This is a genomic window from Paraburkholderia sp. AV2, from assembly GCF_054968425.1.
In genome coordinates, this window is the sequence record NZ_JBANLK010000032.1 from 1 (window position 1) to 23,501 (window position 23,501).

Genomic DNA, 23,501 nt, shown 5'->3' on the forward strand with positions numbered 1-23,501 from the left:
GTCCGATCAGCCTGATGGCGCTCAAGCGTGCCGCGCCGGACCTCGATCGTCCGCTGTCCGTGCCGCTCATGAAGGTAATCGCGCCGTTCGCGTTCGTCTGCGCGTCGATGATCCTGTACTGGGCGAAGTGGCCGCTGACGGGCGAGATCATTCTTCTGATGATCGTGGCGCTGCCGGTGTACTTCTACTTCCAGGGCAAGAAGGGCTGGGGCGGCTGGGGCCAGGACCTGAAGGCGGCGTGGTGGCTGTGCGCCTACCTGCCGACGATGGCGGTGCTTTCGCTGATCGGCAGCAAGCAGTTCGGCGGCAGCAACGTGATTCCCTACGGCTGGGACATGCTGGTGGTGGCGTTGTTCTCGCTGGTGTTCTACTTCTGGGGCGTTCACTCGGGTTATCGCTCGCCGTACCTGAAGGAGCGCGACGAGGAGGACGAGGTGCTCGAGGGTATCGGCGCGCACTGATCGCCGATCCTCTTTGGGCGGCGTTCGTGCCGCCATGAACAGCGAGGCCCGCCTGGAGCGATTCAGGCGGGCCTTTTTTACTGTGCCTGGCCGCGAGGTGATCGAATTCGTTGGACCGTGCGGCGCAGGCCAAGGCTCCCGACCGCGCCAGCGCCCCATCGGCTCCGGGAAAAACGTCGGAATCGAAGGCCACGCGCCATATCGGCCATAATCTCGCCCATCACTTTGTATGGACCCACACGGCAGCACGCCCTGTGCGAGACGCAATCATGAGGAAACCACTCAATCAGCGGCAACTCGACGCCCTGCTTCAGCAGGCGCTCGCGCTTCAGCAAAATGGCGCGTGGACCGAAGCCGCCGAGATTTATCGGGAGATCCTCGCGGTTCGGCCCAAACACTTCGACGCACTGCAGTTGCTGGGCGCGCTCGCCTTGCAGACGGGCCATCTCGACGAGGGCATAGCCCTGCTGCAAACCGCTCTCTCGATCAACGGGAAGCAGGCGGCGATTCACTCGAACCTCGCGTTCGCGCTCAATGCCAGATCGCGGCACAAGGAGGCGCTCGAGCGTGCCAACCACGCGCTCGCGCTGATGCCGGATTTCGTCGACGCGCTGACCAATCGCGGCATGGCGCTGGGCGCACTCGACATGCCCGCCGAAGCGCTGGAGAGCCTCGATCGCGCGCTTGCGCTCAAGCCTGAAATGCCCGAGGCCTGGAACAACCGCAGTTGCGTGCTGCGCGACCTGGGCCGACCCGAAGAGGCGGTAACGAACTGCGACCGGGCGCTCGCGCTGCGGCCCGATTACGCCGAAGCCTGGAGCAATCGCGGCAATGCCCTGAGCGACCTGAACCGGCCCGCGGAAGCCGAAGAGAGTTACCGCAAGGCCATTGCGGCGGCACCTGGCCTCGCCGACGCCTGGAGCAATCTCGGGCTCGCGCTCATCGACATGAATCGTCACGCCGACGCACTGTCCAGCTACGACCAGGCCCTCGCGCTGAAGCCCGACCATGTCGAGGGGCATTGGAATCGCGCGTTGTGCCTCCTGCAGATGGGCCGGCAGGAGGAAGGCTGGCACGAGTACGAATGGCGCTGGAAGCGCAGGCGCAACGCGGCGAGCCGACGCTCGTTCGAAGTGCCGTTGTGGCTTGGCGACGCGCCGCTCGACGGCAAGGCGATTCTGCTGCACGCCGAGCAGGGCCTGGGTGACACCTTGCAGTTCTGCCGCTATGCGTCGATGCTGGCACGGCGCGGCGCACAGGTGGTGCTGGAGGTCCAGCCCGAACTGGTTCGGCTGCTCGCGCCGCTGGAAGGCGTCGCGCACATCGTCGCGCAAGGCGATCCATTGCCGCCGTTCGATTTGCACTGTCCGCTGCTGAGCTTGCCGCTTGCGTTCAAAACCGATGTCGCGACCCTCCCCGGCACAACGCCGTATCTGTTTGCGGATGCGCAAGCGGTCGGGCACTGGGAAGCAAAGGTGAGTCAAGCAGCGGGTCCGGCGGCGCTGAAAGTGGGGCTCGTCTGGGCGGGCGGCGATCGGCCTCATGTCCCCGAACTCCGAAAGAACGATGCACGTCGCTCGATCGCACTGGAGCGGATGCTTCCGCTCTTCGACGTGCCGGGTGTCCGGTTCTTCAGCCTGCAGAAAGGCGCGCCCGCGCAGCAGCTTGCCGCGTTGCAGGAGCGTGGCGCAGGGAAGCCTGGCGCCGATATCGTCGACTTCACCCGCGAGCTTGCCGACTTCGCCGACACGGCCGCACTCGTGTCGACCCTCGATCTCGTGATCTCGGTCGATACGTCGACGGCGCACCTCGCGGGCGCAATGGGCAAGCCGGTCTGGATCCTGAACCGTTTCGATACGTGCTGGCGCTGGATGCTCGAACGCAGCGACACGCCCTGGTATTCGAGCGCCCGGTTGTTCCGGCAGCCCGCGCTTGGAGACTGGGATAGCGTTCTCGCCGCGGTGCGCGAGGCGCTCGCGGCACGCGTGGCGACGATCCCGTCCTGAATCCCGGCGAGGTTGCCCTGGCTCACCGTCATGGGAAAAGCGCAACTAACGGTCCGCCACGCGCCGCATCGCAAACAGCAGCATCGCGGCGCACTAAAAAGCGAGCAAGGAGGGGCGGGAGGTCAACTTTGTCGCGTACCGCTATGAAAGCGCGCGCAACTGCTGGCGCAGCCGATCGACTTCACCCGGAGCAAAGGGCTTTTCAATTTCGGCATGCATCTGCTGCCACAAAGGGAAAGCCTCTGCGAGCAGCCGCTGGCCGGCGGGCGTCAGGGTGAGCAGACGGCTGCGCTTGTCGTCCGGATCCTGCGTAATGGTGACAAGCTCGCGCCGCTCCAGTGGTTTGAGCGCGGCCGTTAGCGTGGTGCGATCCATCGCGAGCAGCGAGGACACGTCTTTCATCGCCGGGGGATGGGGCCGGTTGAGCGACATCAGCAGCGAAAACTGCCCGTTCGTGAGGTCCAGCGGGCGCAAGGCGTCGTCGAAAATGCGCGCGAGGTTGCGTGCCGCGCGCTGCATATGCAGGCACAGGCAGCAGTCGCGAACCATCGCGGTCATTTCGAAGGGAATTTTTTTCGCCCGTGCCATGTTGCAATTATGTTGATATCAACCTATCCTGTCAAGGCTCGAAGGGCAACATTCCGTTGCTCCCCTCATCGGACGGAGGATCTATGAGCGATCAGCAATTGTTTCTCGCGGTGTTTCTCGGCAGCAAGGACAACCCGCGCATGCATGCGTGGATGGCATTGCCGGAAAAAGAACGGCTCGCCAGGCAGCGGGAGGGCATTGCGGCCTGGCATGCCTGGGTCGACAAGCATCAGGCGGCGATTGTCAACATGGGTGGTCCGCTCGGTAAGACTTTGGCCATCGGCGAACATGGCGTCAAGGAAACGGTCAACGCGCTGTCTGGCTTTACGGTTGTGCGCAGCGCCTCGCATGAAGAGGCCGCGAAGATGTTTGAAGGCCACCCGCATTTCGCGATCTTCCCGGGCGAGTCGGTTGAAGTGATGCCCGTTCTTCCGATCCCTCGCGGCTGACTTCCAGGGAGCCGTCATGAAACTCTATGGATTTCCAGGGACCCGCGCGCAACGTGCGCTGTGGGGGCTGCACGAAGTCGATGCCGATTTCGAATATGTGTCGGTGAACCTGCTCCAGGGCGAGCACAAGCAGCCCGAATTCCTGCGCATCAATCCGGCGGGCAAGGTCCCCGTGCTGGTGGACGGCGACCTCGTGATTCCGGAGTCGGCCGCGATCGTGCTCTACCTTGCGGAAAAATATCCGGAGAAAGCGCTGCTGCCGGTCGATCTCGAAGCACGGGCGCAGGTGTATCGCTGGACCCTGTTCGCGGTGACCGAACTCGAACAGCCGCTCTGGAGAATTACCCGGCACGCCTTTCTTTACCCGCCGGACAAACGCCTACCGGCCGATATCGAGCTGGCGCGCGAGGATTTCAAAGCCATGGCCGCGATCCTCGAAAAGCATCTGGAAGGGCGTCAGTTCCTTGTTGGCGACAAGCTGACGGTGGCCGATTGCGTGATGGTCTATCTGATCGATTGGGCGAACGAAATCCAGTTGGTCGATGGATTCCCGGGCTTGCAGGCATACCTCGAACGCCTGTATGCACGGCCCGAGGCGCCGCAGCGAATCGCCGACGCGCGCAAGGCGGCGTGATGCCGATGCACGCAAGTTTGCGTGACATCGGCTGCCCGCCGCAGCGCGCGCGGTGAATTACTGGCCCGACCGGTAGACCGGCAGCTCGTCGTAGCGTTTCAGGCGGTAGATGGCGAACGACACCAGCCACGCGAGGATGAACACGCCGATGATGACGAAGCCGAGGTTGTTGAAGTTGTCGTTGAGGGTGCCGATCAGATCCCAGAAACCGCCTTTCAGGTTGAACTGGTCGGCGATCAGCCCGAGCGTTTCGATGCCGCCGATCAGCACCGCAACCAGCACGGAGACGAGCGTGATCGTGAGGTTGTAGTAGAGCTTGCGGATGGGGCGCACGAAGGCCCAGTCGTAGGCGCCGAGCATGAGCACGCCGTCGGTCGTATCGACGAGCGACATGCCGGCTGCGAACAGCACGGGAAACACGAGCACGACGCTCATCGAGAGGCCCTGCGCGGCCTGGCTTGCCGAAATGCCGAGCAGGCTCACTTCCGTTGCGGTGTCGAAGCCGAGGCCGAACAGGAAGCCGAGCGGCAGCATCCACAGCGGTCCCGAAACGAAGCGGAAGAGCGGGCGGAAGAGCCGGGCGAGGAGGCCGCGGTTGTTCAGCAGCAGATCGAGATCGTCGTTGTCGTAGGGCTTGCCGCGGCGGACCTTGTTGAAGGCGCGCCACACGCCGCGCAGGATGACGATATTCATCGCGGCGATGAGAAACAGGAACAGCGCGGAGACGCTGGTGGAGATGACGCCGCCAAGATCCTTCCAGGCTTCGACGCGGCTTTCGAGGGCGGCGGCCGTCGCCGCGACGGCTGCCGCGACCAGCAGCACCACGGCGGAGTGGCCGAGCGCGAAGAAGAAGCCCACGGTCACGGGACGCTTGCCGTCCTGCATCAGCTTGCGCGTGACGTTGTCGATCGCGGCGATATGGTCGGCATCCACGGCATGGCGCAGGCCAAAGCCATAGGCGAGGAGGCCTGTGCTCAGGAGCAGCGGGTGAGCGTGAAAGGCGATGAATGCCCAGATCCAGGCACCGATGTTGAAGGCTGCAAGGACGACGTAGATGCCGATGACGCGGCGGCGGAGGGACGCCGGAGCGGCAACCGTTTCCAGAGTGGTGGACATGTGACAGATCCTGAGGTCGGGACTGTCCCTGCAACGAGCGACCGCGTAAAGCGGCGCTGGCGCATTGGGACACCCCGCCCGTTGCGGCTGCATGGACCTCGGTTGATGGCAGGTCTCCTGGCTCGCGGGTCTCTGTCCTGTGCCGGCCTTCCCGGTTTCCCAGTGGCGCGGGGTGGCATGGACTCGCCGCTTACAGTTGCGGGGGCAGCCGCAGACTTTCGAAACCCGGCCGTTTTCACGGCGAGCTTCGACTGCGTTCCCTTTTGATCCCGTTGCCGGGAACCATCAGCGCGAAAGCGTAATCGCCCCTACGTTGCGGTGTCAACCTTTCGAGCAAAACCGCTCTCACCCCCTGCCGCGTTCAGAACTGCTCGATCCAGGCCGCGAGGCGGTCGGCAGGAAATTCCGTTCTGTGCTGAGTGGGCAGGAACGCCATGCCACTGTCCTTGCGTACCGGTTCGAGCGCGAAGTCGTTCCCGTCCAGCCAAAGCAGGCTGGCCAGCCAGACGGCGTGCCGGACCGACACGGCCTTGCTGGCCGGCTCGCCCAGGAACTCGGCCAGCGCGGTGAGATCGTCCAGGATCAGGCCGTCGCCTTCGCGCCGGACCGTGATGCCCGCGTGCTCCAGCGTTTCGGCCATCGCGGCCACCGCGTTGCCGGTGGTCGAGCCGACGTGGCGGTTACGCAGCGCCGCGAGGTTCGCCGCCACCATATGGCCAAACGTGCCGCTTCGGGCGCTCTCCGCAGCGATCAGATCGGAGTAGTCCATCAGCAGCCAGTCCGGCTCGGGACTGGGTACCTCGGCGAGTACCGCCGCAGCCAGGTAGGTCTCCACCGGCTGGAACCGCTCGGGCCCGATCAGCGCGGCCGAGAGGGACCGGACAAGGCCGATCCGCGTGGCGAGCGTCTGCTTTTGCAGCACGCCCAGCTTCTCGCGCACGAGCTGGTCCCGCTCCTTGCGCAGCTCGGCCAGTTCGAGCGCCTGTTTCAGCTCCATGCGCAATGCGGTGATGTCCCACGGCTTCTTGATATAGCGGTGGATCTGACCGAGGTTCACGGCCGCCACGGTCTGGTCGATCTCCGAATACGCGGTGGTCAAGATCCGCACGATATGCGGATAGCGCTCGCTCGCGTAACGCAGCAACTCGTTGCCGTACTCGCCCGGCATGCGCTGGTCGGAGACAAGGACCCCCACCCTGTCACCGTGTGCGTCCAGCAGCGCCTTGCCTTCCTCTACCGAGCCGCCAGTCAGGACCGGCGCCAGGCTTCCAATGGCACGCTGGAAGTACTTCACGGCCGTGGCCTCGTCATCGACGAAGAGGATCGCCGGTGACGACTCCTGGTTGGCTTTCGCTTCGTTCATCAACAACTCCTGAGTGTTTGACCTTTGATAGGGGGGAAATCCAGCACTACGTTGGTGCCAACCCCCGACGTGGACTCGATCCGAAGTCCACCGCCGCAAGACTGCATGACACGGTTGCATAGAATCAGGCCCAAGCCGTGGCCGCCGGATTGTGCGTGCGTTGTAATCGGGTCCGTCAACAGGCGGGCTTTGATCTCGGGCGGAATGCCCGGGCCGTTGTCGGAAATGCCGATACCGGGACTGGGTTCCGCCGTGACGGTAAAGCGCACAGACGGAGCGGGAATATCCGCGAGCGCGCGCAGCGCGTTCGACAAGAGCGAGGAGAGCACGAGCGCCACGCAGTTCGGCTGCGTGACCACGGCAAAGTCGCCGTCGACCTCGACCTGTACCCACGACCGCTGCCCCGCAGCGAACGGATAGGTATCGAGCAAGGCGGAAATCAGCCCGTGCGCCGTGATCTCGCTGCGGGCGTCGTCCCCGGCAGGCTTGCGGCGCCCGTTTTGGACCGAGCGCCAGAAGGACGAAACCACCGCGAGGCAGTACTGCGCGCTCTCGCGCATGGATCGGGCGGCGCCGTCGATATCCCACTGCGACTCGTGCTGCTCGTCGGCGCGATGTTCGATGTTGCTCGCGTTCAAGGCGATGGCAGCAAGCGGCGTGTTCAATTCGTGCGCCAGAAAGGCCAGAGTCTCGTCGATCGCGATCAGCCGGTGATTCTGGATGGCGCGTTCCTGGTGGCGCTCGAACGCCAGTTGCAGCGTCTCGCGCACGGAAGCCTGCCTGAGCGGCTTTTCGAGGATGCGGAACACCTCGCCGGTATTGACCGTCTGCAGCAGCACGTCGATGTCGGCATAAGCCGTCACCAGAATCCGAACGATGTGCGGGTAGTCGTGCGCCACCTGGCGCAGCAGGTCGCCGCCGTCGCGGCCCGGCATGCGGAAATCCGTGACCAGCACGGCAATGCGGGCGCTGTCCCGCTCCAGGACGGCGATGGCCTCATCGCTGCTCGTGGCCAGCAGGACCTCGTAATCCGCACCGACCATGCGCGAGAAATACTTTCCCGCCAGCTCTTCGTCGTCGACGTAGAGAACCGTGGGCTGTGTTTGCCGGATGTCTTGCCGGATTTCGTTCATGGCGTTCTCACGGCGCGCGCGACAGATCGAAGCTGAACGACGCCCAGTTGCCCAGCTCGCTCTCGGCGAACAGCAGGCCGCCGTGGCGCTCGATGACCGCATAGCTGATCGACAAGCCGAGGCCGAGGCCTTGTCCCACCTCGCGGGTGGTAAAGAACGGCTCGAACACGCGCGCGAGATTCTCGTCCTTGATGCCCGGCCCGTTGTCCTTGACCGTCACGGCGAGGCGTTGCTCCTCCCATTTCGCCGAGATGTGAATCGCCGGCCCGGTGGTGCCCGCGTTGCGCATGGCCAGGACTGCGTTGGAGAGCAGGTTGATCAGCACGCCGATGATGGCCGCTTCGTCGCCCTGCACGAGCGTATCGGTCGGAAGCTCGCGCGTCACCGTGACGCCGCGCAATTCGTGCGCGACAAGCCGCGTAGCGGAATCGAGCGCTTTTTCGAACAGGAAGGGCGTCCCCACCTCCGCTTCGGCGCCCGGCTTGCGGTAGGCAAAGGTCTTGAGGTCCGACACGATGTGCTGGATCCGCTGCATGCCCTGCTTGGCGTCGACGAGACATTCCTGCAGCGTTGGCTCCGCTTTGGCCGCGGGCTCTTCCATAGCGACTTCGATTGCCATCAGGCAAAAGTTCACGGGGTTATTGACCTCATGCAGCAACCCCGCGGCAAGCGTACCGATAGCCGCCATCTTTTCCTGCTGCAGCAACTGCCCCTTGATGTCGACCAGCTTGCGGTTGATCGATTCGAGCTCGGCGTTCTTCTGCGAGACTTCCGCCTTCAGGCGGAACAACATGAAGCGCACCCGCTCGTTGAAGAAGGTATAGACGCCGCTGGCGGCAGCGGCGAACAGAAGGAGCAGGACGTTGACGGTCAGCGTGCCGATAGGCGCGCCGCCGCCGGAATGCAGCAGGCAGGCAATCAGGTAGAGCGCGCAGGACAACACGCCGAAAACCATGTTCTGCCATAAGCCGAATGGCAGTGCGATGCCCGAAGCGAAGATGGCCAGGTTCAGGCCCATGTAGTAGGGCGACAGTACCCCGTCGGTCCTCCAGATCATCCACGAAATCATGATCTGCGGCAGCAGTAGCCAGGACAGCGTCAACCATGGAGAAAAGCGTCGCCCCGCCACGCTGCCCAGCAGGATCGCAATGCCGCCTATCAGCAGCGAGACGACCACGCGCGCGGCAGAGAACGAGATCAGTTGTTGAGGATACTGCGCATAATCCAGCCCCACGCCGAGCAGGACGAGCACGATGGCGGTACAGGCACCGCCGCGGCTGAAGGTCACGCGGAAGTCGGCCAGTTCGGTTTGATAGCCTGTGTGCAGTTGAGCAGTGCTCATGGATGGGGTGTCCGCCGGCGTTTCAGAGGATCGTGGCTTCCGCGAACACATTCACCCCGGTCTCATCGACGTAGAGCTTGTGGTCGGCGGATTGCGTGGGCAGCAGCGAACTCATGCCGCTCTCGTTCCGATAGATCAGATACCACTCGAGCAGATGCTCCATGCCGTACTTCTCGGGGTTCGCCGAATGGACGTTGGTGACGAGCAACTGGCCGCCGGGCCGCGTGCGGGCCGCGAAATAACTCAACAGACGCGCGCAGACCTTGTCCGAGAGATAGTCGAAGAGGCCGGCACAGTAGACGGCGTCGAATTCCCGCGAAGACTCGTCGGGCGAGATCTTGCGTTTGAGCAGGTCGTGCACGGATTGATGCACCATTTCCACCGAGGTCTTGTGTCCGGCTTCGGCCGCCGCCTGTTTGATCGAGGCCTCCGTAAAGGCCAGCGTTTCCTCGCTGAAATCGACCAGTTGAAACGACAGCAGCTCGGGCTGCGCATATTCGCGCACGAAGCGCTGGATCTCGAACGCCGGTCCGCAGCCGACGTTGAGGATACGAAACGGCCTGCCCGCAATGCGCGCTGCATCGGCCTGACGCGTGAGAAAGTCGATCAGCAGCGTGATCCGGTTGCGGTGCGCGGTTGCCACGGCGGCCTTGAGGAACGCCGTGTTGACGATCTGGAAGTAGGTGGTCGGCCCTTGCTGCGGATCGCTCAGGATCTGGTTGACCATCTCGTAGTCGCCGGCATAGCCCAGCGGCTTGGTGAACGTCCGGTAGACGAAGGGCGCGCGCAGCAGCAGCGGATGCAGTGCCGACTGCGCATAGGATCGATGCACGGGCGCCAGCTCGGGATCGACACGCTCCGCCTCTTCCTCCAGCCAGTTGAGGTAGGTCTTGACCTTGACCATGATGGGCGTGGCGAGCTCGTAGAACAGATCCTCGCGCAGCCTGCCTTCGTTTTTCGGCAGGCTTTCGGTCAGATCGACCTGCTCGACCCAGCGCGACACTTCCGAGAGGAACGCGCGCATCTCGTTGACCACGATCTGATAGTCGCGCCGGATATTGAAGCGCGTATCCCAGTCGGTGATGAAGAGTTCGGCTTCCCGCCCGACCGACCTGGGTTCGTTGGGCAGCACGCTAAGCTCGCGCCACTCGTCGATCAGCGCCAGCGAAACCACCGCGGTGAGGCCGGTGTTCACGAGGCTGACGACCACCGCCTTGCCCAGATAGGCGTTCTTGGCGCCCATCCGCACGCTCAGGTCGCTCAGGACTTCGCTGACCTGCACGATCGAGTATGGGTTATAGACCTCCATCACCAGCGACTTTCTCTGGAGGTTGATGATGGTTCCACGCACCTGCTCGCGCTGTGAGTTGCGGAAGCTAACTACCGGGTCGATTTGCGTTTGAGAGTACACGGTATAAGAACCTGAGGAATCCGGAAAACGCAGCGGGGTATCGGACGAGGTCCAGTGAATGGCGGCTGCACGTTCGGCATCGCATTCGATGCCGTGGACGCGGTCCGAACCAGCATTGCACTGGAAACACCCAAACCCTTGGCCGGAGTGGCTCCGGCGTGTTGCAGTGTAACATCAACGCGGATTATTCTGACCTATGCCAATTTTGGAGGGAAGGACCTCCGGCCCGGGGGGGCAGGTCGCGGATGCAGGCGGGGGAGGCGGCGCTGCACGCGGCAAGCGCAGTTGCCGGGCGCAGGTTCCAGGCGCTGGATTCCAGCGCGAGGGTGCCGCGATACAGTGGCCGCGCTAGTCTTGCCGCGGCACCGGCTTCGATGCGCTCACTTGCTGTTGCGCGTCGAATTCGATGCGGTTTCTGCCGCCGCGCTTCGCTGCGTAGAGGGCGGCGTCCGCGATGCCATAGGCAGTATCGAAATCCGTGCCCGCGGGGTTGTCGCTCACGCCGAAACTGGCCGTGATGCTCCGGCTCACGGGCGCCCGGAACACATGGCTGGCGATGGCCGCGCGCATGTCTTCGGCGAGCAGCAGCGCATCGGCGATATCGGCGCCCGGCATCACGACGGTGAACTCCTCGCCGCCCACGCGCCCGATGAAGCCCGTGCTGCCAAGGATCTGGCGAAGGCAGTTGACGATGCCGAGAATCACGGTGTCGCCGGCAGGGTGGCCGAAATCGTCGTTGACCTTCTTGAAGTCGTCGATGTCGAGCAGGATCATCACGGCCCGGTTCACGCGCAGCGCCTTGACCGTTCGCTCGATCACGGCGCTGCGATTGAGCACGCCGGTGAGCGCGTCGTGAGTCGCGCGATACTGCAACTGCTGGGTCAGTGCCTGCATTTCGCGCTCGGCCCGATCGCTGCGCCCGATCAGCCGGCGCGTCTCGCGCATCAGGCGCTCGTAATGGCCGATGAGTTCGCCTAGCGCCTCGCGATAGCGCCCGGCTTCGGCGTGCGGATCCTCGCACATTGCCCTGGCGCGTTCCAGGGCCTCGCTCTCGCTGCGGAACAGATCCGGCGCGTCGCCATGCGACGCGCTCCGGGAGTCGACCGGTTTCACGACGGCGGTTCTCAAGTTGCAACCGGGCAATCGTTGAACTTGATCGCCGTGAAATCGGTTTGCAATTCCTCGCCGAACTCGAGGATCGTTTCGTCTTCTTCGTCGCGGTACCAGTTCACCTCCACCCGGTTGCCGGACGTCGCGGCCCGGTCCAGGGCGTCGAACATGCCGAAGAGCATTTTCGTGCTGGAGCTGTTGAAGTAGGTGAGCGTCACGTCGACCGTGATCGCGGCATCCGCGCAACCCGCGAGCCAGGCGTTCAACTGTTCCATGATGGGCGCATAGAATGCGGCGGCGTTCTCGGGATAGGATTCGCCACGAAGCGCAAGCACGTTCTGGTCGAAGCGGAAGTCGATTTCCGGCGACGTGGCCGTGGCGGCGATGAAAAGATTTTCCATTCTGTACACGGACCCTGGTCAGATGATGGTCTTGAGGCAAAACAGCGTGGTGCCCGGATCGTCCTGGCGCGGATAAAAGGCAAATTCGATCGGAGCGCTGGCGTCGCGCGCCATCGTCAGGAAGCCGAGGCCCGCGCCCTTGCTGTCGACCGGCGTTTCGGCGCGCAACGACGTTTTGTAGGCCTGCTTGATTTCTTCGATCGACATGTTGCGCAGCGGTTCGAGCTTCTCGCGCAGATCGTCGACGGCACGCGTGGCGATCGGGTTGATGCACACCATCAGGTGACGCTCGCCGTCGCTGGAAATGCACATCGCGCCTTCGCGGATCGCGCCGCCTTGCCCCGTGGCCTCGGGCAGCGAGTCCGACGAATAGTGGACGATGTTCTGCGAGAGCTCGATGAAGGACGAAAAGATCTTCCGGCGCGTCGACGTGGTGACGCCGGCGACTTCCAGTTGCAGCTTCACGACTTCGCTCATCGCCGCCACGATGCTGTGCGAGAAATAGCCTTTGTGATAGAAAATCAGATTGCGCTGCTGGGCAATTTCGAAGAAGCAGCTATGCTGATCCATAGTGACAGACATGGTTGTGGAGTACCTCAAACTCGTGCAAAGAAGAGCGTGACGTCGTCACGCCGGGATTGCGTTTCCTGCCACTGGGCGAGCGCGTCGAGCAGGCCCGCGCAAATCGCGGACGGTGCTTCCTCGCGGCGGCCCAGAATCAGTTCGATTGCGCGGCGCTTGCCGAAGGCAATCTTTCGCGGACCGCCGATCTGATCGGTCAGCCCATCCGTCGAAACGAACAGCAGGCTCCCGCGGGGAACCTCGACGGTGTGCAGCGTCCATGCGTAGTCGGCGAGGCTGTCTACATAGCCCACGCCCATGCGTTCTCCGGCGATCGTTTCGAATTCGTCCGCATCCGGCCGAAGCACATGCAGCGCCACCCGCGCGCCGGCAAACGATACTTGCTGGCGGGCGGCATCGAACCAGAAGAAGGCGGCGTCGAGCCCGTCGTTGGACTGCGGGGCGTCGCCGCTGCCGTTGATTTGTCCTAGCAGCCCCTTGACGTTGCGGTTCACGGCGCCAAGCAGCGCCGACGGGTCGCGCGGCCCGAGCCTCTCCAGCGCTTGCGACAGCGAGGCCGAAGCGAGCAGGGTCATGAACGCGCCGGGCACGCCATGCCCGGTGCAGTCGGCCACGGCGCCGAACCAGCCGTCGGGAAACGACGCGAAATGGTAGAAGTCGCCGCCCACCACGTCGCGCGGCTCCCAGACGAGCGCGGCATCGGGCAGCATGGTCGAGAGCATGTCGCGCGACGCGCGCAACATCGCCTGCTGGATCACGCTCGCATATTCGATGCTCTGCATGATCTGGCGGTTCTTGGCCGCCTGCATTTCCGCCACGCTGCCGAGAAGCCGCAGGCCGTTGCCGACGCCCGCGAACCGTCCCTCACGCGTGACGATGAAGCCGTCCACCAGCGCCTTCTCGCCCACCTCGACCGTCTTGAACGTGAGCGCCTCGATGCTCATGTCGGCATCGACGATCAGCGGCTCCTTGTCCATGAACGCAATGCAGCTCTTTTTGTCGTAAAGCTCGCGATGAAACGGCTTGCTCATTTTCGAGAGGAATATATCCCGATTGATCAAACCGATAGGGCGACTGTTTTCGACAACAGCGAGACTGACCATATCGGGCCGCGAATAAAAAATCTCCATGACCTGAGAATTCGAATCCGTGGCGTCAATGGCCGGCACTTCCTGAACCAGATCACCGGCGCTTCGCGGGCCAGCGGAAAATCCCGGACGACGAAATTGCGCAAGCGCGGGATGCATGGCGATCCGCTCCTGTCCATGAGGAAAACAAGCACGCTAAAGGCTATTTATGTCAGTTTCGTTACAGGAGCGATGGAAGTGGAACGATGTTGGGGGCGTTCCGCCCGACGGCCCTCGCGCTAACGTTTGCGGGATTCCGGACGGCGCAGACGGGGCCAAAACGCCGGTCGAAGCAATAAATTTGTAAGCTGGCGTTTTCGGCCTGCCGTCACGCGCAGGCTGGCTCTCCGCGCTCTGTCTCCAGGCTAACAGATAATCGAAAAATGATTTTCCAGTCTCGACCATGCGATTCTCGTGCGATTCAAGCGATAAAGCCGATAACCTCATTTCGGCTTATTTCCACTATTCGAGAACAATCGATACTGGCCAATCGAAAACGTGAAAATCGACAGCGACGCTGATCAGCGCTCTCTCAATAGGGCGAAGGGCCTTCGTGGTCTGGCGCCCGGAAGGTGACCGGCGTTGCGTCCTTTACAATGCGCGCATGTGCTGACTTATCTGGGAGACTCCATGATTATCAAACCACGCGTGCGCGGCTTCATTTGCGTGACGACGCATCCTGCGGGATGCGAGGCCAACGTGCGCGAACAGATCGAGCACGTCGTCGCAGCGGGTCCTGTTGCCGAAGGCCCCCGCAAGGTGCTCGTGATCGGGGCATCGACCGGCTACGGCCTTGCGGCCCGCATTACGGCCGCGTTCGGCTGCGGTGCCGATACGCTAGGCGTGTTCTTCGAGCGCGGCGGCAGCGCCGACAAGCCGGGCACGGCGGGCTGGTATAACACCGCTGCCTTCGAACAGGCTGCGGCAGCCAAAGGTCTCTACGCACGGAGCCTCGACGGCGATGCCTTCTCTGCCGAGGTCAAGCAGCAAACCATCGACATCATCAAGCGCGATCTCGGCCAGGTCGATCTGGTCGTGTACAGCGTAGCCGCTCCGCGGCGCAAGCATCCCGTAACGGGGGAGATTTTCACGTCGACGCTAAAGCCCATCGGCAAGTCCGTCACGTTGCGCGGCGTCGACACGGACAAGGAAGTCGTCAGGGAGAGCACGTTCGAACCGGCGACGCAGGGCGAGATCGACGCGACGGTTGCCGTAATGGGTGGCGAAGACTGGCAGATGTGGATCGACGCCCTGCACGACGCGGGCGTTCTGGCCAAGGGCGCGAAGACCACCGCCTTTACCTATCTGGGCGATCGGGTTACGCAGGATATCTACTGGAATGGCTCGATTGGCGCCGCGAAGAAAGACCTCGACCGGACGGTTCTGAAGATTCGGGAAAGGTTGGCAGTCCTTGATGGCGACGCCCGCGTTTCCGTATTGAAGGCGGTTGTCACGCAGGCCAGTTCGGCGATCCCGATGATGCCGCTCTATCTCTCGCTGCTATTTCAGGTCATGAAGGAGAAGGGGACGCACGAAGGCTGCATCGAGCAGGTCTACGGGCTCTTCAAGGACAGCCTGTACGGCGGCGCGCCGCACGTGGACGAGGAAGGGCGTTTGCGCGCCGACTACAAGGAACTCGATCCCGAAGTGCAGGCCCGCGTGGGTCGGCTATGGGATCGGGTCAGCAGCGAAAACCTCTATCAGCTCACCGATTTTGCGGGCTACAAGACGGAATTTCTGCGCTTGTTCGGATTCGGCATCAACGGCGTGGATTACGAGGCCGATGTGAATCCCGACGTAGCGATACCGAATCTCGTTCAGTTGTAGTGTCCGGCAGCGCAGCCGTTGTTCAGGCTGCGCCCGCTCGATGCAACTCAGCCTGGCGCGACCCAGCGCGACCGGCGCACGCGTCATGACCCGCTCAGAGCTCACCCAGCACGGTAGCGCACACCGTCCGGAAGGTGTCCGAGGCTTGCCTCAGTTTCCGAAGCTCGCACCGAAGTTCTCCCTTGAGCCGTGTCGCTTCGCTACCTGCCAATACGTCGTGGTCGACTTCGATGGTATCGGCAAGATGTTGTGCGGGCACGCTCTTGTCGAAGGTCCGTATGAACGCCGGGACCTGGTCGAGGACCGTGCCGAGCCGGGCGCATTCGGAAACAGGCGCTTCGCCTGCTTCCAGTTTCACGGCGACCGCGTCGAGCCGGTCGGCCAGGGACGCGAGAAATTCGGCCGCACGTTCGCGACGGGAAAAGCTATGCGCCGCGAAACCGGATTGAATCGAGCAGGCGAACTGCGCGACGCGAAGAAGACGGTCGGCGGCGGACGGCATCGTTTCGATCCTGGACAGGCGTGTCACGGTTCAGCTCAGACGGCCAGCTTCCGGAATGTCTCGAGCACCGCTTCGCCCTTGAACGGCTTGACGATCCAGCCTTTCACGCCCGCCGCCTTGCCGCGCTCCTTCATCGCCGGACTGCTTTCGGTCGTGAGCATGACGACATTGACGGTCGTGTTCGCCAGCTCGCCGCGAATCTTTTCCACCATGGTCAGGCCGTCCATGTTGGGCATGTTGACGTCGCTGACGATCAGGCGGATGCCGGGGTCCGCTTTCAGCTTGACGAGTCCGTCCTTGCCGTCGATCGCCGTTGCAACATCGAGCCCGTTGTTCTTCAGAAAGCCCGCGACCTCGTCGCGCACCGTGCTCGAATCATCCACCACCAGTATTTTTGCCATGCTCGCCTCCTTCGCGTGCAAGGTTCAGAACAGGTCGAGTTCGCCCGTTTCCACGAGCCTATCGACATCGACGATGTTTTCGGAAAAGTCCTCGGGGGACCAGCTCAGGCTGAAGACGAAGCGCTGATCGATCGTGACCGAGCTTCCCGTCGATGGGTCCGTGAGCCGATAGCGAAAGCACAGTTGCGGGTTGCTCGAACCGAACGAAATGTAGCGGTTCTTGTGATTGACCAGCAGCGGCACCTGAACCTGGCTGCGCGATGTCATGGCTTCCTGGTTCAGGAAGCGGTCCTTGAACGCGCCCCAGATCAGATTGGTCAGCTCGCCCAGCAGGCCATTGATGTCGCGAAAGTCGCCAGGCGCGTCACCCGGACCTTCCTTCGCGAGAAGGGCAAGCATGGGGTCCTCTTCCACCTGCATGAGCATGTAGCCGCGGCACCACGCGCCGTCCAGCGGAATCAGGCTGAACACTTCGCCGAAGATGATGCGGTCGCGAACGATGCTCGGCGTGTCCCACGTTACGGAAACGCCCCGAAAGAGGCTTGCGAGGCGCACTTCGGTGATTTCGGAGATGCCCCGCACGAGGGCATTGGGAAACTCGAGGCTGAAGATGTACTCGTCGACTGCCGCCGAGAGTGCGGCCATCTCGCGCGTCGTGAAGGTAGCGCAGACGGCTTTGCGCAGCGTCGCGGGCAAGGCGTCGGGCGACGTTCCCGACGAAAGACGCAGGATGATCGGCAGCTCGGGACGCAGCGCCTCGATGCGCAGGGCCGCGCTGGTCGCTTCCTCGATGGAGCCGCCGTAGTCGTCCCCCAGCAGCACCCCGCCCAGATCGATGTTCGAGCGCAGCACGGACATGAGACGGTCGTGACGCGCTTTGAGCGCGACGAGACAGCGTTCGTCGCAGAACTGCTTGAGCGCGGGAGCGTGATCGGGGTTGTCGTCGAGAACCAGCAATTTGCTGATCGGGACTTTCGCGTCTGTCATGTGAACGTACCTGGTTGGGGCGGCGGCGTATCCCCGCAACTATCGGAGGATACGTTATGTAACCCTAATTAATTGCTCAACAGGGAAGTGGGCTGGCGATTGGGGAAGCGCAGTGCCAACACGGCAATCCAGGCACGCCAAAAGGGGCGTCCCGATCGAGTCGAGCGCCGCAATTATTCCAGGCGAGTATGACGGCAGGGTGACTCAATAAGCATAAATCCGGCGTGCGCGGTGAAATGCGTTATTGCGTCGGGCGATCTAAATTAAATCGTGGGAATGCCGTTAACCATGGCGCTCAGATGCTCATGCCGCCATCCACGGGCAGCGTCGCGCCCGTGACGAAACTGCTCAGCGACGATGCGAGATACGTCACTCCATTGGCGATTTCCACCGGATCGGCATGGCGGCGCAGCGGGATGACCCCGTTGAGAAACGCGGTGGCGTCGGTGTTCAGCACGTGATCGAGCGAGCGTTCGATGGCGCCCTGAAATTCGTTTGCCACCGGCCCGGGGTGGATCGTATTGACGCGTATCCTGCGCGGAGCGAGTTCTTTCGCGAGGACGCGCATGAGACCGACCACGGCATGCTTCGACGTGGCATAAGCTGCGACGCCCGGATCCGCCGTCAAGCCCATGACGCTCGACATCATGATGATCGAGCCGCCATCGTTCATCTGGGGAATCGCGTATTTGCAGGTGAGGAAGCTGCCGCGAACGGCCACGCGCAGCACCCGGTCGAAGACGTCCTCGGGATAGTCCGTCAACGGCGCGACCTGGCCGAACACGCCGGCGTTGGCGAACACCACGTCGATCTTGCCGAAGCGCGCGAGCGTTGTTGCTACGAAACGCCGGGTGTCGCTGGCGTCGCCGACGTCTGCGGCGCAACCCGCGGCGTCCGGGTGCGCCAGTGCGGCAAGCGTCGCATCGATCTGTGAGGAATCCAGATCGACCAGCATCACGCGTGCGCCCTCATCGAGAAAGCGGCGTGCCGTTGCGGTTCCAATGCTGCCCGCGCCGCCCGTGATCAGGCAGGTTTTGCCGTTCAGTAAGCTCATCGTCCTCGGATTCCTGTTTCCGTGAAGGCGGGAAGGGATGGCTCGAACCTCAGGCCATCGACGAACCCGCCTCGTGCGCACCGCTCGTGTGGCGCGCGGTTTCCTTCATTAGCAACCCGACGAGGAAGACGACGGCCGCGCCGCCCAGCGCCATGTAAAGCGGCACCGAGAGCCCGAATTGCTGGGCCAGCGCGCCGCCGACGGCGGGCGCCGCCGTCGCGCCGACAATCTCGGCCGCCATCGTCGCCATGCCGATCGCCGTTGCACCTAGCCGCGCGGGAACGGTCTCCGTGGGCACCAGCACCATCAGCAGCGCGACGATGCCTTGCTGCGCGTTCGTCAGGAAGAAGATCCCGGCCAGCAGCCACAGATTGGCGTACAGCGACTGCGTGAGCATGGCCAGGACGAGCAGGGCGATCAGCACCGACATGATGAGGAGTGCGGCCTTGCGTCCGATGCGGTCCGAGAGCGTCGGAAAAATAATCCCGAGGAGGAATGCGCCAAAGCCGGCGGCGCCAAGCAGGAATCCCGCCGTGGTTCCGCTCTGGCCCGCCACCTGCGTGATGTAAAGCGGCGCAAAGACGTTGACCTCGAAGAGCCAGCAGATGACGCCGATGGCGCCAAGGCAACAGAGCCACATGTTGCGGTAGGTGAGGATCGACAGATAGTCGCCGGGCGTGAGGTGCTCCTTCTCGACCCTGGCTTTGCGCGCGGGCTCCGGAACGAACTTCCAGATCAGGAGGCCGAGAAGGATGCCCGGCACACCGGCGACGAAGAACGCCGTTCGCCAGCCTTCGTGCGCGGCGACCTGGGTGGTCAGCACGGGGGCGACGGCGAGACCGATCAGCGACGCGGCACTGACCACGATCCCGACATTGCGGCCCCGGTGCTGCGGTTCGGCCGTTTCTTCCGTGAGCGCCATGATGACCGAGAAGCACGGCCCTTCGGCAATGCCCAGCAACCCGCGCACCAGCAGCATCTGCTCGTAGCTCTGGACGATACCGGATAGCCAGGAGAGCAGCGAGAACGCGAAGATCGAGGGCAGCAAAACCTTACGGCGTCCTATGCGATCGGAGAGCGCGCCGAGCAGCAAGGTGGAGATTGCCCAGCAGATGCCGGTGATCGCGGCCAGATTGCCCACCTTCGCACTATCGAGGTGGAGGTCGCCGATCATGTAGGGCGCCAGGTAGAGCTGCGACATGCGGTCCAGAAAGACCGTTCCCCACGTCAGGAACAGCAAAAGCAGCACGAGTTTCGAACGTCCGTCCGACCTTTCCATGATGTACCCCTCCGTTTAATGAAGGACCGCTTGATGGTGCCGCCGTCGGTTGGCGGCGCGGCCTCGACCGGTAGCCTCACGCGAGGTGCGCGATGATCTTGCGCAGCGAATGCAGAAACGCCTCTTTGGAGGCGGGCCCGATCAATTCGTCCAGCATCTTGTCGTGCTCGCGTGCGTGCATCCGCAGCGTTTTCAAGGCTTTCACGCCTTCCGTCGTCAGCCGCAGGGCGTAGCTGCGGCGGTCCGTGGCAAGACGCTCGCGTATCACCAGTCCGCGTTTTTCGAGCGCGTCGAGCACGGGCGTCAGCGTGGACTTGTCGCGTCCGTTGGCCTGACTCAGCGCGGTCTGGGAAATACCGGGATTCTCGTGAATCAGCTCCAGCGTGGCGTAGAAACCGGGGCGCAGATCGCTCGCGCCCACACGGCGCGCGAATGCCTGAAACGAAGCCTGCTGGGCCAGGCGCAAATGGAAACCAATCGTTTGTTCGAGCTCGCCAAACGCAATCTCCGGCGGCGAGTAGCGCGGTTCGGGCTGATCTTCCAGCAGTTTCGGCTGGCGGGCGGCATTCGACTTGTTCTGGCTCATGGAGGATCGACCCGGATGAAAAGGGTGAACGACTGCATTAAAGCAAATGATTGGAGATCCAACAGTTGGGAGTTCTACTATGTGGGTGCTTTCCGGTTCGAGGCTTTAGCTCACCGCTCAGGCGGGATCAGGCGCCAGGTCAGCACGACGGCAAGCAGGAACGCGACGTAGGCAAGCGTAAACACCCAGCCCGGAAAATCGTAGTACATCCAGACGCTGACCCAGTGCTGTATGAAGCCAGGCTGGCCGGCTGCTCCGATCGTTCCGGCGGTCCCATTGCGCAGGTAATCTTCGAGCACGGTGAGCGGGCACGGCACATCGAGCACCGCAAGCGTTGCGACGATGCCGATCGCGACGAGGTGCGTGGTGCGGAACACACGGTTGCGCGCCCACCGCTGCCTGACGGCGGCGCCGGCCCAGATCGCGGCGAGGCCGCCAACGATGAAGAGCACGAGCAACGCGTGCAGCACCAGGACCAGATTCGCAAGCCCGTTCATGAAATAGTCGCGTCGGCAGGTGGGCGGTTACCGGAATTCGACCGCCCGCAGCCGCATTCGTGCCGATCTGTTCTGTGAGCGCGTCAGCATTTTGTGGGCAGATCATCGGCATGCCAAGGTCCGCGACGAGGCCGGTGTAGACTTTGCCGGGTTCGCCTTGGCGCATCGTGCCCACTGGAATTCCCGCAATGGTCAATCCCACGCATTTCGATCTGCAGTCGCTCCGGGTGTTTCTGATGGTGGCCGAGCAAGGCAGTCTCACGAAAGCGGCCGAGCGTGGCCATCTGACGCTATCGGCCGTGAGCAAGCGCATTGCCGAACTCGAAAGCGTGACGGACTGCGCACTGCTGATCCGCCGGCCGCGCGGCATCGAACTGACGGCCGCGGGGCGTGGTCTCGTCGAGCATGCAAGCCGTGTGCTCGACCAGGTGAACAGCATGGCCAGCGAAATGAGCGACTATGCGATCGGCGTGCGCGGGCACGTGAGGCTCTGGGCCAATACCTCGGCCGTCGTGCAATTCCTGCCGGGCGATCTCGCGGGCTTTCTCGGCGCGAACCGGTCGATCAGGATCAGCCTGGAGGAACGCCTGAGCGGCGACATCGTCGAAGCGGTGAAGTCGGGCAAGGCGGATCTTGGCATCTTCGCGGACAACGTACCCGCTTACGGCATGGCGCGGCGGCTGTACCGGCGCGACGAACTGGTCCTGCTCGTGCCGCAGTCGCATCCGCTGGCCCGCGAGGCGCATGTCGATTTTGCGCAGACGCTCGACGAGGACTACGTTGGGCTCAACACCGGCAGCTCGTTGTTCGCCCGGCTGACCGACGCGGCATTCGAAGCGGGCCGGCCGCTCAAGCTCAGGATTCAGGTGTCGAGCTTCGACGGCATTTGCCGCATGATCGAGTCGGGACTTGGAATCGGTATCCTGCCGCGCGAGGCGGTGCGGCCCGAACTCCTCGTCAGCCGGCTCGGCATGGTGCGGCTTACCGATGCCTGGGCGAGCCGGACGCTCTGGATCAGCGCGAACGATTCGTCGTTGTCCGCGCCGGAGGTCGCTAGGCTGTTCGATTTCCTCTCCGGCGGCGCGCAGCCGGAGTCCTCTTGATTCGCGAGTGGCGGCGACCGTGGCGACAGCAGGTTCACACAGGATTGATTTCGTCCTGGCTGCGTCGCGTCGTCAATGGGCCGAGCACGCGCACGGTTACGGCCACGATCACGAGCGCGGTGGAGATGACGCCGAACATCGCCCCGGCGCCGTACCCGTTCAACACCGGCAGCAGCAGGAAAGGCAGCGCGCCGCTCATGATGCGGGACAGGGCATAGGTGCTGCCGATGGCGGTGGAACGCACGCGCGCCGGAAAAATCTCGGCTTGGTAGACGTGGTAGGCATTGCTGAAAACGTTCGAGGCACAAGTCGTTAGCACACCGAAGACGACGATGAGGATCGTGTCCTCCGAATACGCGAAGCCGAAGCCGAAGACCGCGATCGAAAGGATCGATGTGATCACGAGCGTGCGGCGTTCGAGCCAGTTGAGGAGCGGGATCGAGAGCAGGGAGCCGGCCGGGTAGCCGAGGAAGGAGAGGGCCATGAACAGGGTGCTTGCGGTGACGTCGAAGCCCCGGCTCTTGACCACGAGGCTCGCGAGCGTGCCGAATCCGTAGTAGCCGAAGCACTGGAACAGATGGAAGACCACCAGCATCAGGAATCGCTTGTCGTAGGGCGCCTGGCGCAGCACGGCGATATGTTCGGCGAGGCCCATCGCGTGCGGCGTGGCGGGTTCGCTGGCGATCACGGCGGGCAGTTTCGCGCCCGCGCTGTCGGCAAAGCGGCGCAACTGGTTTTGCGCTTCGTCGAAGCGGCCGCGCGCCAGCAGCCAGCGGGGGCTTTCGGGCAGACGATGCTGGACGAACAGCACGAATATCCCGCCCACTCCGCCAACGGCGAGAATCAGGCGCCATCCCGCCACCGAGCCGATCTGCAGGGTATTGAGCCATACGGCGAGGAAGCCGACGAGGGGCACCGCGACGTAGGAGACGGTATAGGCCCAGGCGGCGAGGCGGCCGCGGCGCTCCTTAGGCAGAATCTCCGAAAGATAGCTATCCGAAACAGGATAGATGGCCCCAACGCCGATACCGGTCAGAAAGCGGCAGAGCACCAGCATATCCGCATTGACCGACAAGGCGCCGAGCAGCGAAAACGCGCTGTACCACACGAGGCAGAACACGAACGCCTTGCGCCTGCCGATGCGGTCGGCGAGGCTGCCGAGGCAGAGCGAGCCGAAAAACATGCCGATGAAGGCCGAGGCGAGCAGCAGCTTGAAATCGGCGCTCTGCCGGGCGATGCCGAAGTCGTGTTGCAGCGCGGAGCCGATCGAGCTGACGAGAAAGATCTCGTACATGTCGAAGAAGAGCCCGATGCCGACCACCCATACGACGAACCGGTGCAGCGTGCCCACCGGCATGTCGTCTATCAGGCTGCCGAGCGTGGCTTCCTGAGTCCGCTCTTGTGTTGTCTCGCGAGCGACGCGCTGCCCTGCGTCGGCGCCGAACAGCGGCAAAGGGGTGCCCGCGGTCGCTACGCCGCGCCGGTCGAGCGGGTTGATGCCCATGATGTCTCCTTGATGTTCGGGGTGCGGCGTGTGGCTTC

The 23,501-nt window shown here is 63.3% G+C and carries 23 protein-coding genes, 1 pseudogene and 1 riboswitch; of the genes and pseudogenes, 6 read left to right on the forward strand and 18 right to left on the reverse strand.

What is annotated here, in order from left to right; translation table 11 throughout:
• Positions 1-461, forward strand: a pseudogene (locus tag V8683_RS20790) (amino acid:proton symporter); the annotation flags it as partial.
• 269 nt (positions 462-730) lie between these two features.
• A complete protein-coding gene (locus V8683_RS20795; protein ID WP_411192901.1) occupies positions 731-2,467 on the forward strand; it encodes a tetratricopeptide repeat protein in 1,737 nt (578 codons plus the stop codon).
• 141 nt (positions 2,468-2,608) lie between these two features.
• On the opposite strand, the gene V8683_RS20800 is transcribed toward V8683_RS20795, so the two are convergent.
• Positions 2,609-3,055, reverse strand: a complete 447-nt coding sequence (locus tag V8683_RS20800; RefSeq protein WP_411192902.1) for a MarR family winged helix-turn-helix transcriptional regulator — start codon at positions 3,053-3,055, stop codon at positions 2,609-2,611.
• A gap of 83 nt (positions 3,056-3,138) precedes the next feature.
• Between V8683_RS20800 and V8683_RS20805 the strand changes: the two genes are divergently transcribed.
• Both V8683_RS20805 and V8683_RS20810 read left to right on the forward strand, forming a co-directional pair.
• Entirely contained in the window at positions 3,139-3,504 is a 366-nt protein-coding gene (locus V8683_RS20805; RefSeq protein WP_411192903.1) for a YciI family protein, read from the forward strand.
• A gap of 16 nt (positions 3,505-3,520) precedes the next feature.
• A complete protein-coding gene (locus V8683_RS20810; protein WP_411192904.1) occupies positions 3,521-4,138 on the forward strand; it encodes a glutathione S-transferase family protein in 618 nt (205 codons plus the stop codon).
• Positions 4,139-4,195: 57 nt separating this feature from the next.
• Here the strand turns inward: V8683_RS20810 and V8683_RS20815 are convergent, their stop codons facing one another.
• From V8683_RS20815 to V8683_RS20855, 9 genes are all read right to left on the reverse strand, one after another.
• Positions 4,196-5,254 carry a HoxN/HupN/NixA family nickel/cobalt transporter gene (locus V8683_RS20815; protein ID WP_411192905.1) on the reverse strand — a complete coding sequence of 353 codons (1,059 nt, stop codon included), beginning with the start codon at positions 5,252-5,254 and terminating at the stop codon, positions 4,196-4,198.
• Between the two features lie 90 nt (positions 5,255-5,344).
• Positions 5,345-5,556, reverse strand: a riboswitch (cobalamin riboswitch).
• Between the two features lie 59 nt (positions 5,557-5,615).
• Positions 5,616-6,617, reverse strand: a complete 1,002-nt coding sequence (locus tag V8683_RS20820; protein ID WP_411192906.1) for a response regulator — start codon at positions 6,615-6,617, stop codon at positions 5,616-5,618.
• Positions 6,617-7,750, reverse strand: coding sequence for an ATP-binding protein (locus tag V8683_RS20825; protein ID WP_411192907.1), 1,134 nt, complete (start codon positions 7,748-7,750; stop codon positions 6,617-6,619). The genes V8683_RS20820 and V8683_RS20825 overlap by 1 nt, the downstream gene beginning before the upstream one ends.
• Before the next feature lie 7 nt (positions 7,751-7,757).
• Positions 7,758-9,092 (reverse strand): sensor histidine kinase, encoded by a 1,335-nt coding sequence (locus V8683_RS20830; RefSeq protein ID WP_411192908.1) that lies wholly within the window; start codon positions 9,090-9,092, stop codon positions 7,758-7,760.
• 22 nt (positions 9,093-9,114) lie between these two features.
• On the reverse strand, positions 9,115-10,503 hold the full coding sequence (locus V8683_RS20835) for a class I SAM-dependent methyltransferase (RefSeq protein ID WP_411192909.1): 1,389 nt from the start codon (positions 10,501-10,503) through the stop codon (positions 9,115-9,117).
• A 348-nt stretch (positions 10,504-10,851) separates the two neighbouring features.
• On the reverse strand, positions 10,852-11,616 hold the full coding sequence (locus tag V8683_RS20840) for a GGDEF domain-containing protein (protein WP_411192910.1): 765 nt from the start codon (positions 11,614-11,616) through the stop codon (positions 10,852-10,854).
• Positions 11,617-11,627: 11 nt separating this feature from the next.
• Positions 11,628-12,014 carry a DUF1987 domain-containing protein gene (locus V8683_RS20845; RefSeq protein ID WP_411192911.1) on the reverse strand — a complete coding sequence of 129 codons (387 nt, stop codon included), beginning with the start codon at positions 12,012-12,014 and terminating at the stop codon, positions 11,628-11,630.
• Between the two features lie 18 nt (positions 12,015-12,032).
• Positions 12,033-12,596 carry a SiaB family protein kinase gene (locus tag V8683_RS20850; protein WP_411192912.1) on the reverse strand — a complete coding sequence of 188 codons (564 nt, stop codon included), beginning with the start codon at positions 12,594-12,596 and terminating at the stop codon, positions 12,033-12,035.
• A 14-nt stretch (positions 12,597-12,610) separates the two neighbouring features.
• The gene (locus tag V8683_RS20855; protein WP_411192913.1) at positions 12,611-13,726 is read right to left on the reverse strand and encodes a SpoIIE family protein phosphatase; all 1,116 of its coding nucleotides are present in this window, start codon (positions 13,724-13,726) and stop codon (positions 12,611-12,613) included.
• Between the two features lie 627 nt (positions 13,727-14,353).
• Between V8683_RS20855 and fabV the strand changes: the two genes are divergently transcribed.
• The gene (fabV, locus tag V8683_RS20860; RefSeq protein ID WP_411192914.1) at positions 14,354-15,550 is read left to right on the forward strand and encodes an enoyl-ACP reductase FabV; all 1,197 of its coding nucleotides are present in this window, start codon (positions 14,354-14,356) and stop codon (positions 15,548-15,550) included.
• A gap of 94 nt (positions 15,551-15,644) precedes the next feature.
• Here the strand turns inward: fabV and V8683_RS20865 are convergent, their stop codons facing one another.
• The 7 genes from V8683_RS20865 to V8683_RS20895 all read right to left on the reverse strand — a co-directional run bounded on the left by V8683_RS20865 (position 15,645) and on the right by V8683_RS20895 (position 20,856).
• Entirely contained in the window at positions 15,645-16,052 is a 408-nt protein-coding gene (locus tag V8683_RS20865) for a hypothetical protein (protein ID WP_411192915.1), read from the reverse strand.
• 35 nt (positions 16,053-16,087) lie between these two features.
• A complete protein-coding gene (locus tag V8683_RS20870; RefSeq protein WP_411192916.1) occupies positions 16,088-16,453 on the reverse strand; it encodes a response regulator in 366 nt (121 codons plus the stop codon).
• A gap of 24 nt (positions 16,454-16,477) precedes the next feature.
• The gene (locus tag V8683_RS20875) at positions 16,478-17,440 is read right to left on the reverse strand and encodes a chemotaxis protein CheX (RefSeq protein WP_411192917.1); all 963 of its coding nucleotides are present in this window, start codon (positions 17,438-17,440) and stop codon (positions 16,478-16,480) included.
• A 295-nt stretch (positions 17,441-17,735) separates the two neighbouring features.
• Entirely contained in the window at positions 17,736-18,494 is a 759-nt protein-coding gene (locus V8683_RS20880) for an SDR family NAD(P)-dependent oxidoreductase (RefSeq protein ID WP_411192918.1), read from the reverse strand.
• Positions 18,495-18,543: 49 nt separating this feature from the next.
• Entirely contained in the window at positions 18,544-19,773 is a 1,230-nt protein-coding gene (locus V8683_RS20885) for an MFS transporter (protein ID WP_411192919.1), read from the reverse strand.
• Between the two features lie 76 nt (positions 19,774-19,849).
• Positions 19,850-20,359, reverse strand: coding sequence for a MarR family winged helix-turn-helix transcriptional regulator (locus V8683_RS20890; RefSeq protein ID WP_411192920.1), 510 nt, complete (start codon positions 20,357-20,359; stop codon positions 19,850-19,852).
• A 110-nt stretch (positions 20,360-20,469) separates the two neighbouring features.
• A complete protein-coding gene (locus V8683_RS20895) occupies positions 20,470-20,856 on the reverse strand; it encodes a DUF2784 domain-containing protein (RefSeq protein WP_411192921.1) in 387 nt (128 codons plus the stop codon).
• 188 nt (positions 20,857-21,044) lie between these two features.
• On the opposite strand from V8683_RS20895, the gene V8683_RS20900 reads away from it, so the two are divergent.
• On the forward strand, positions 21,045-21,959 hold the full coding sequence (locus tag V8683_RS20900; protein ID WP_411192922.1) for a LysR family transcriptional regulator: 915 nt from the start codon (positions 21,045-21,047) through the stop codon (positions 21,957-21,959).
• Between the two features lie 34 nt (positions 21,960-21,993).
• On the opposite strand, the gene V8683_RS20905 is transcribed toward V8683_RS20900, so the two are convergent.
• On the reverse strand, positions 21,994-23,463 hold the full coding sequence (locus tag V8683_RS20905; protein ID WP_411192923.1) for an MFS transporter: 1,470 nt from the start codon (positions 23,461-23,463) through the stop codon (positions 21,994-21,996).
• Positions 23,464-23,501: the final 38 nt, after the last annotated feature.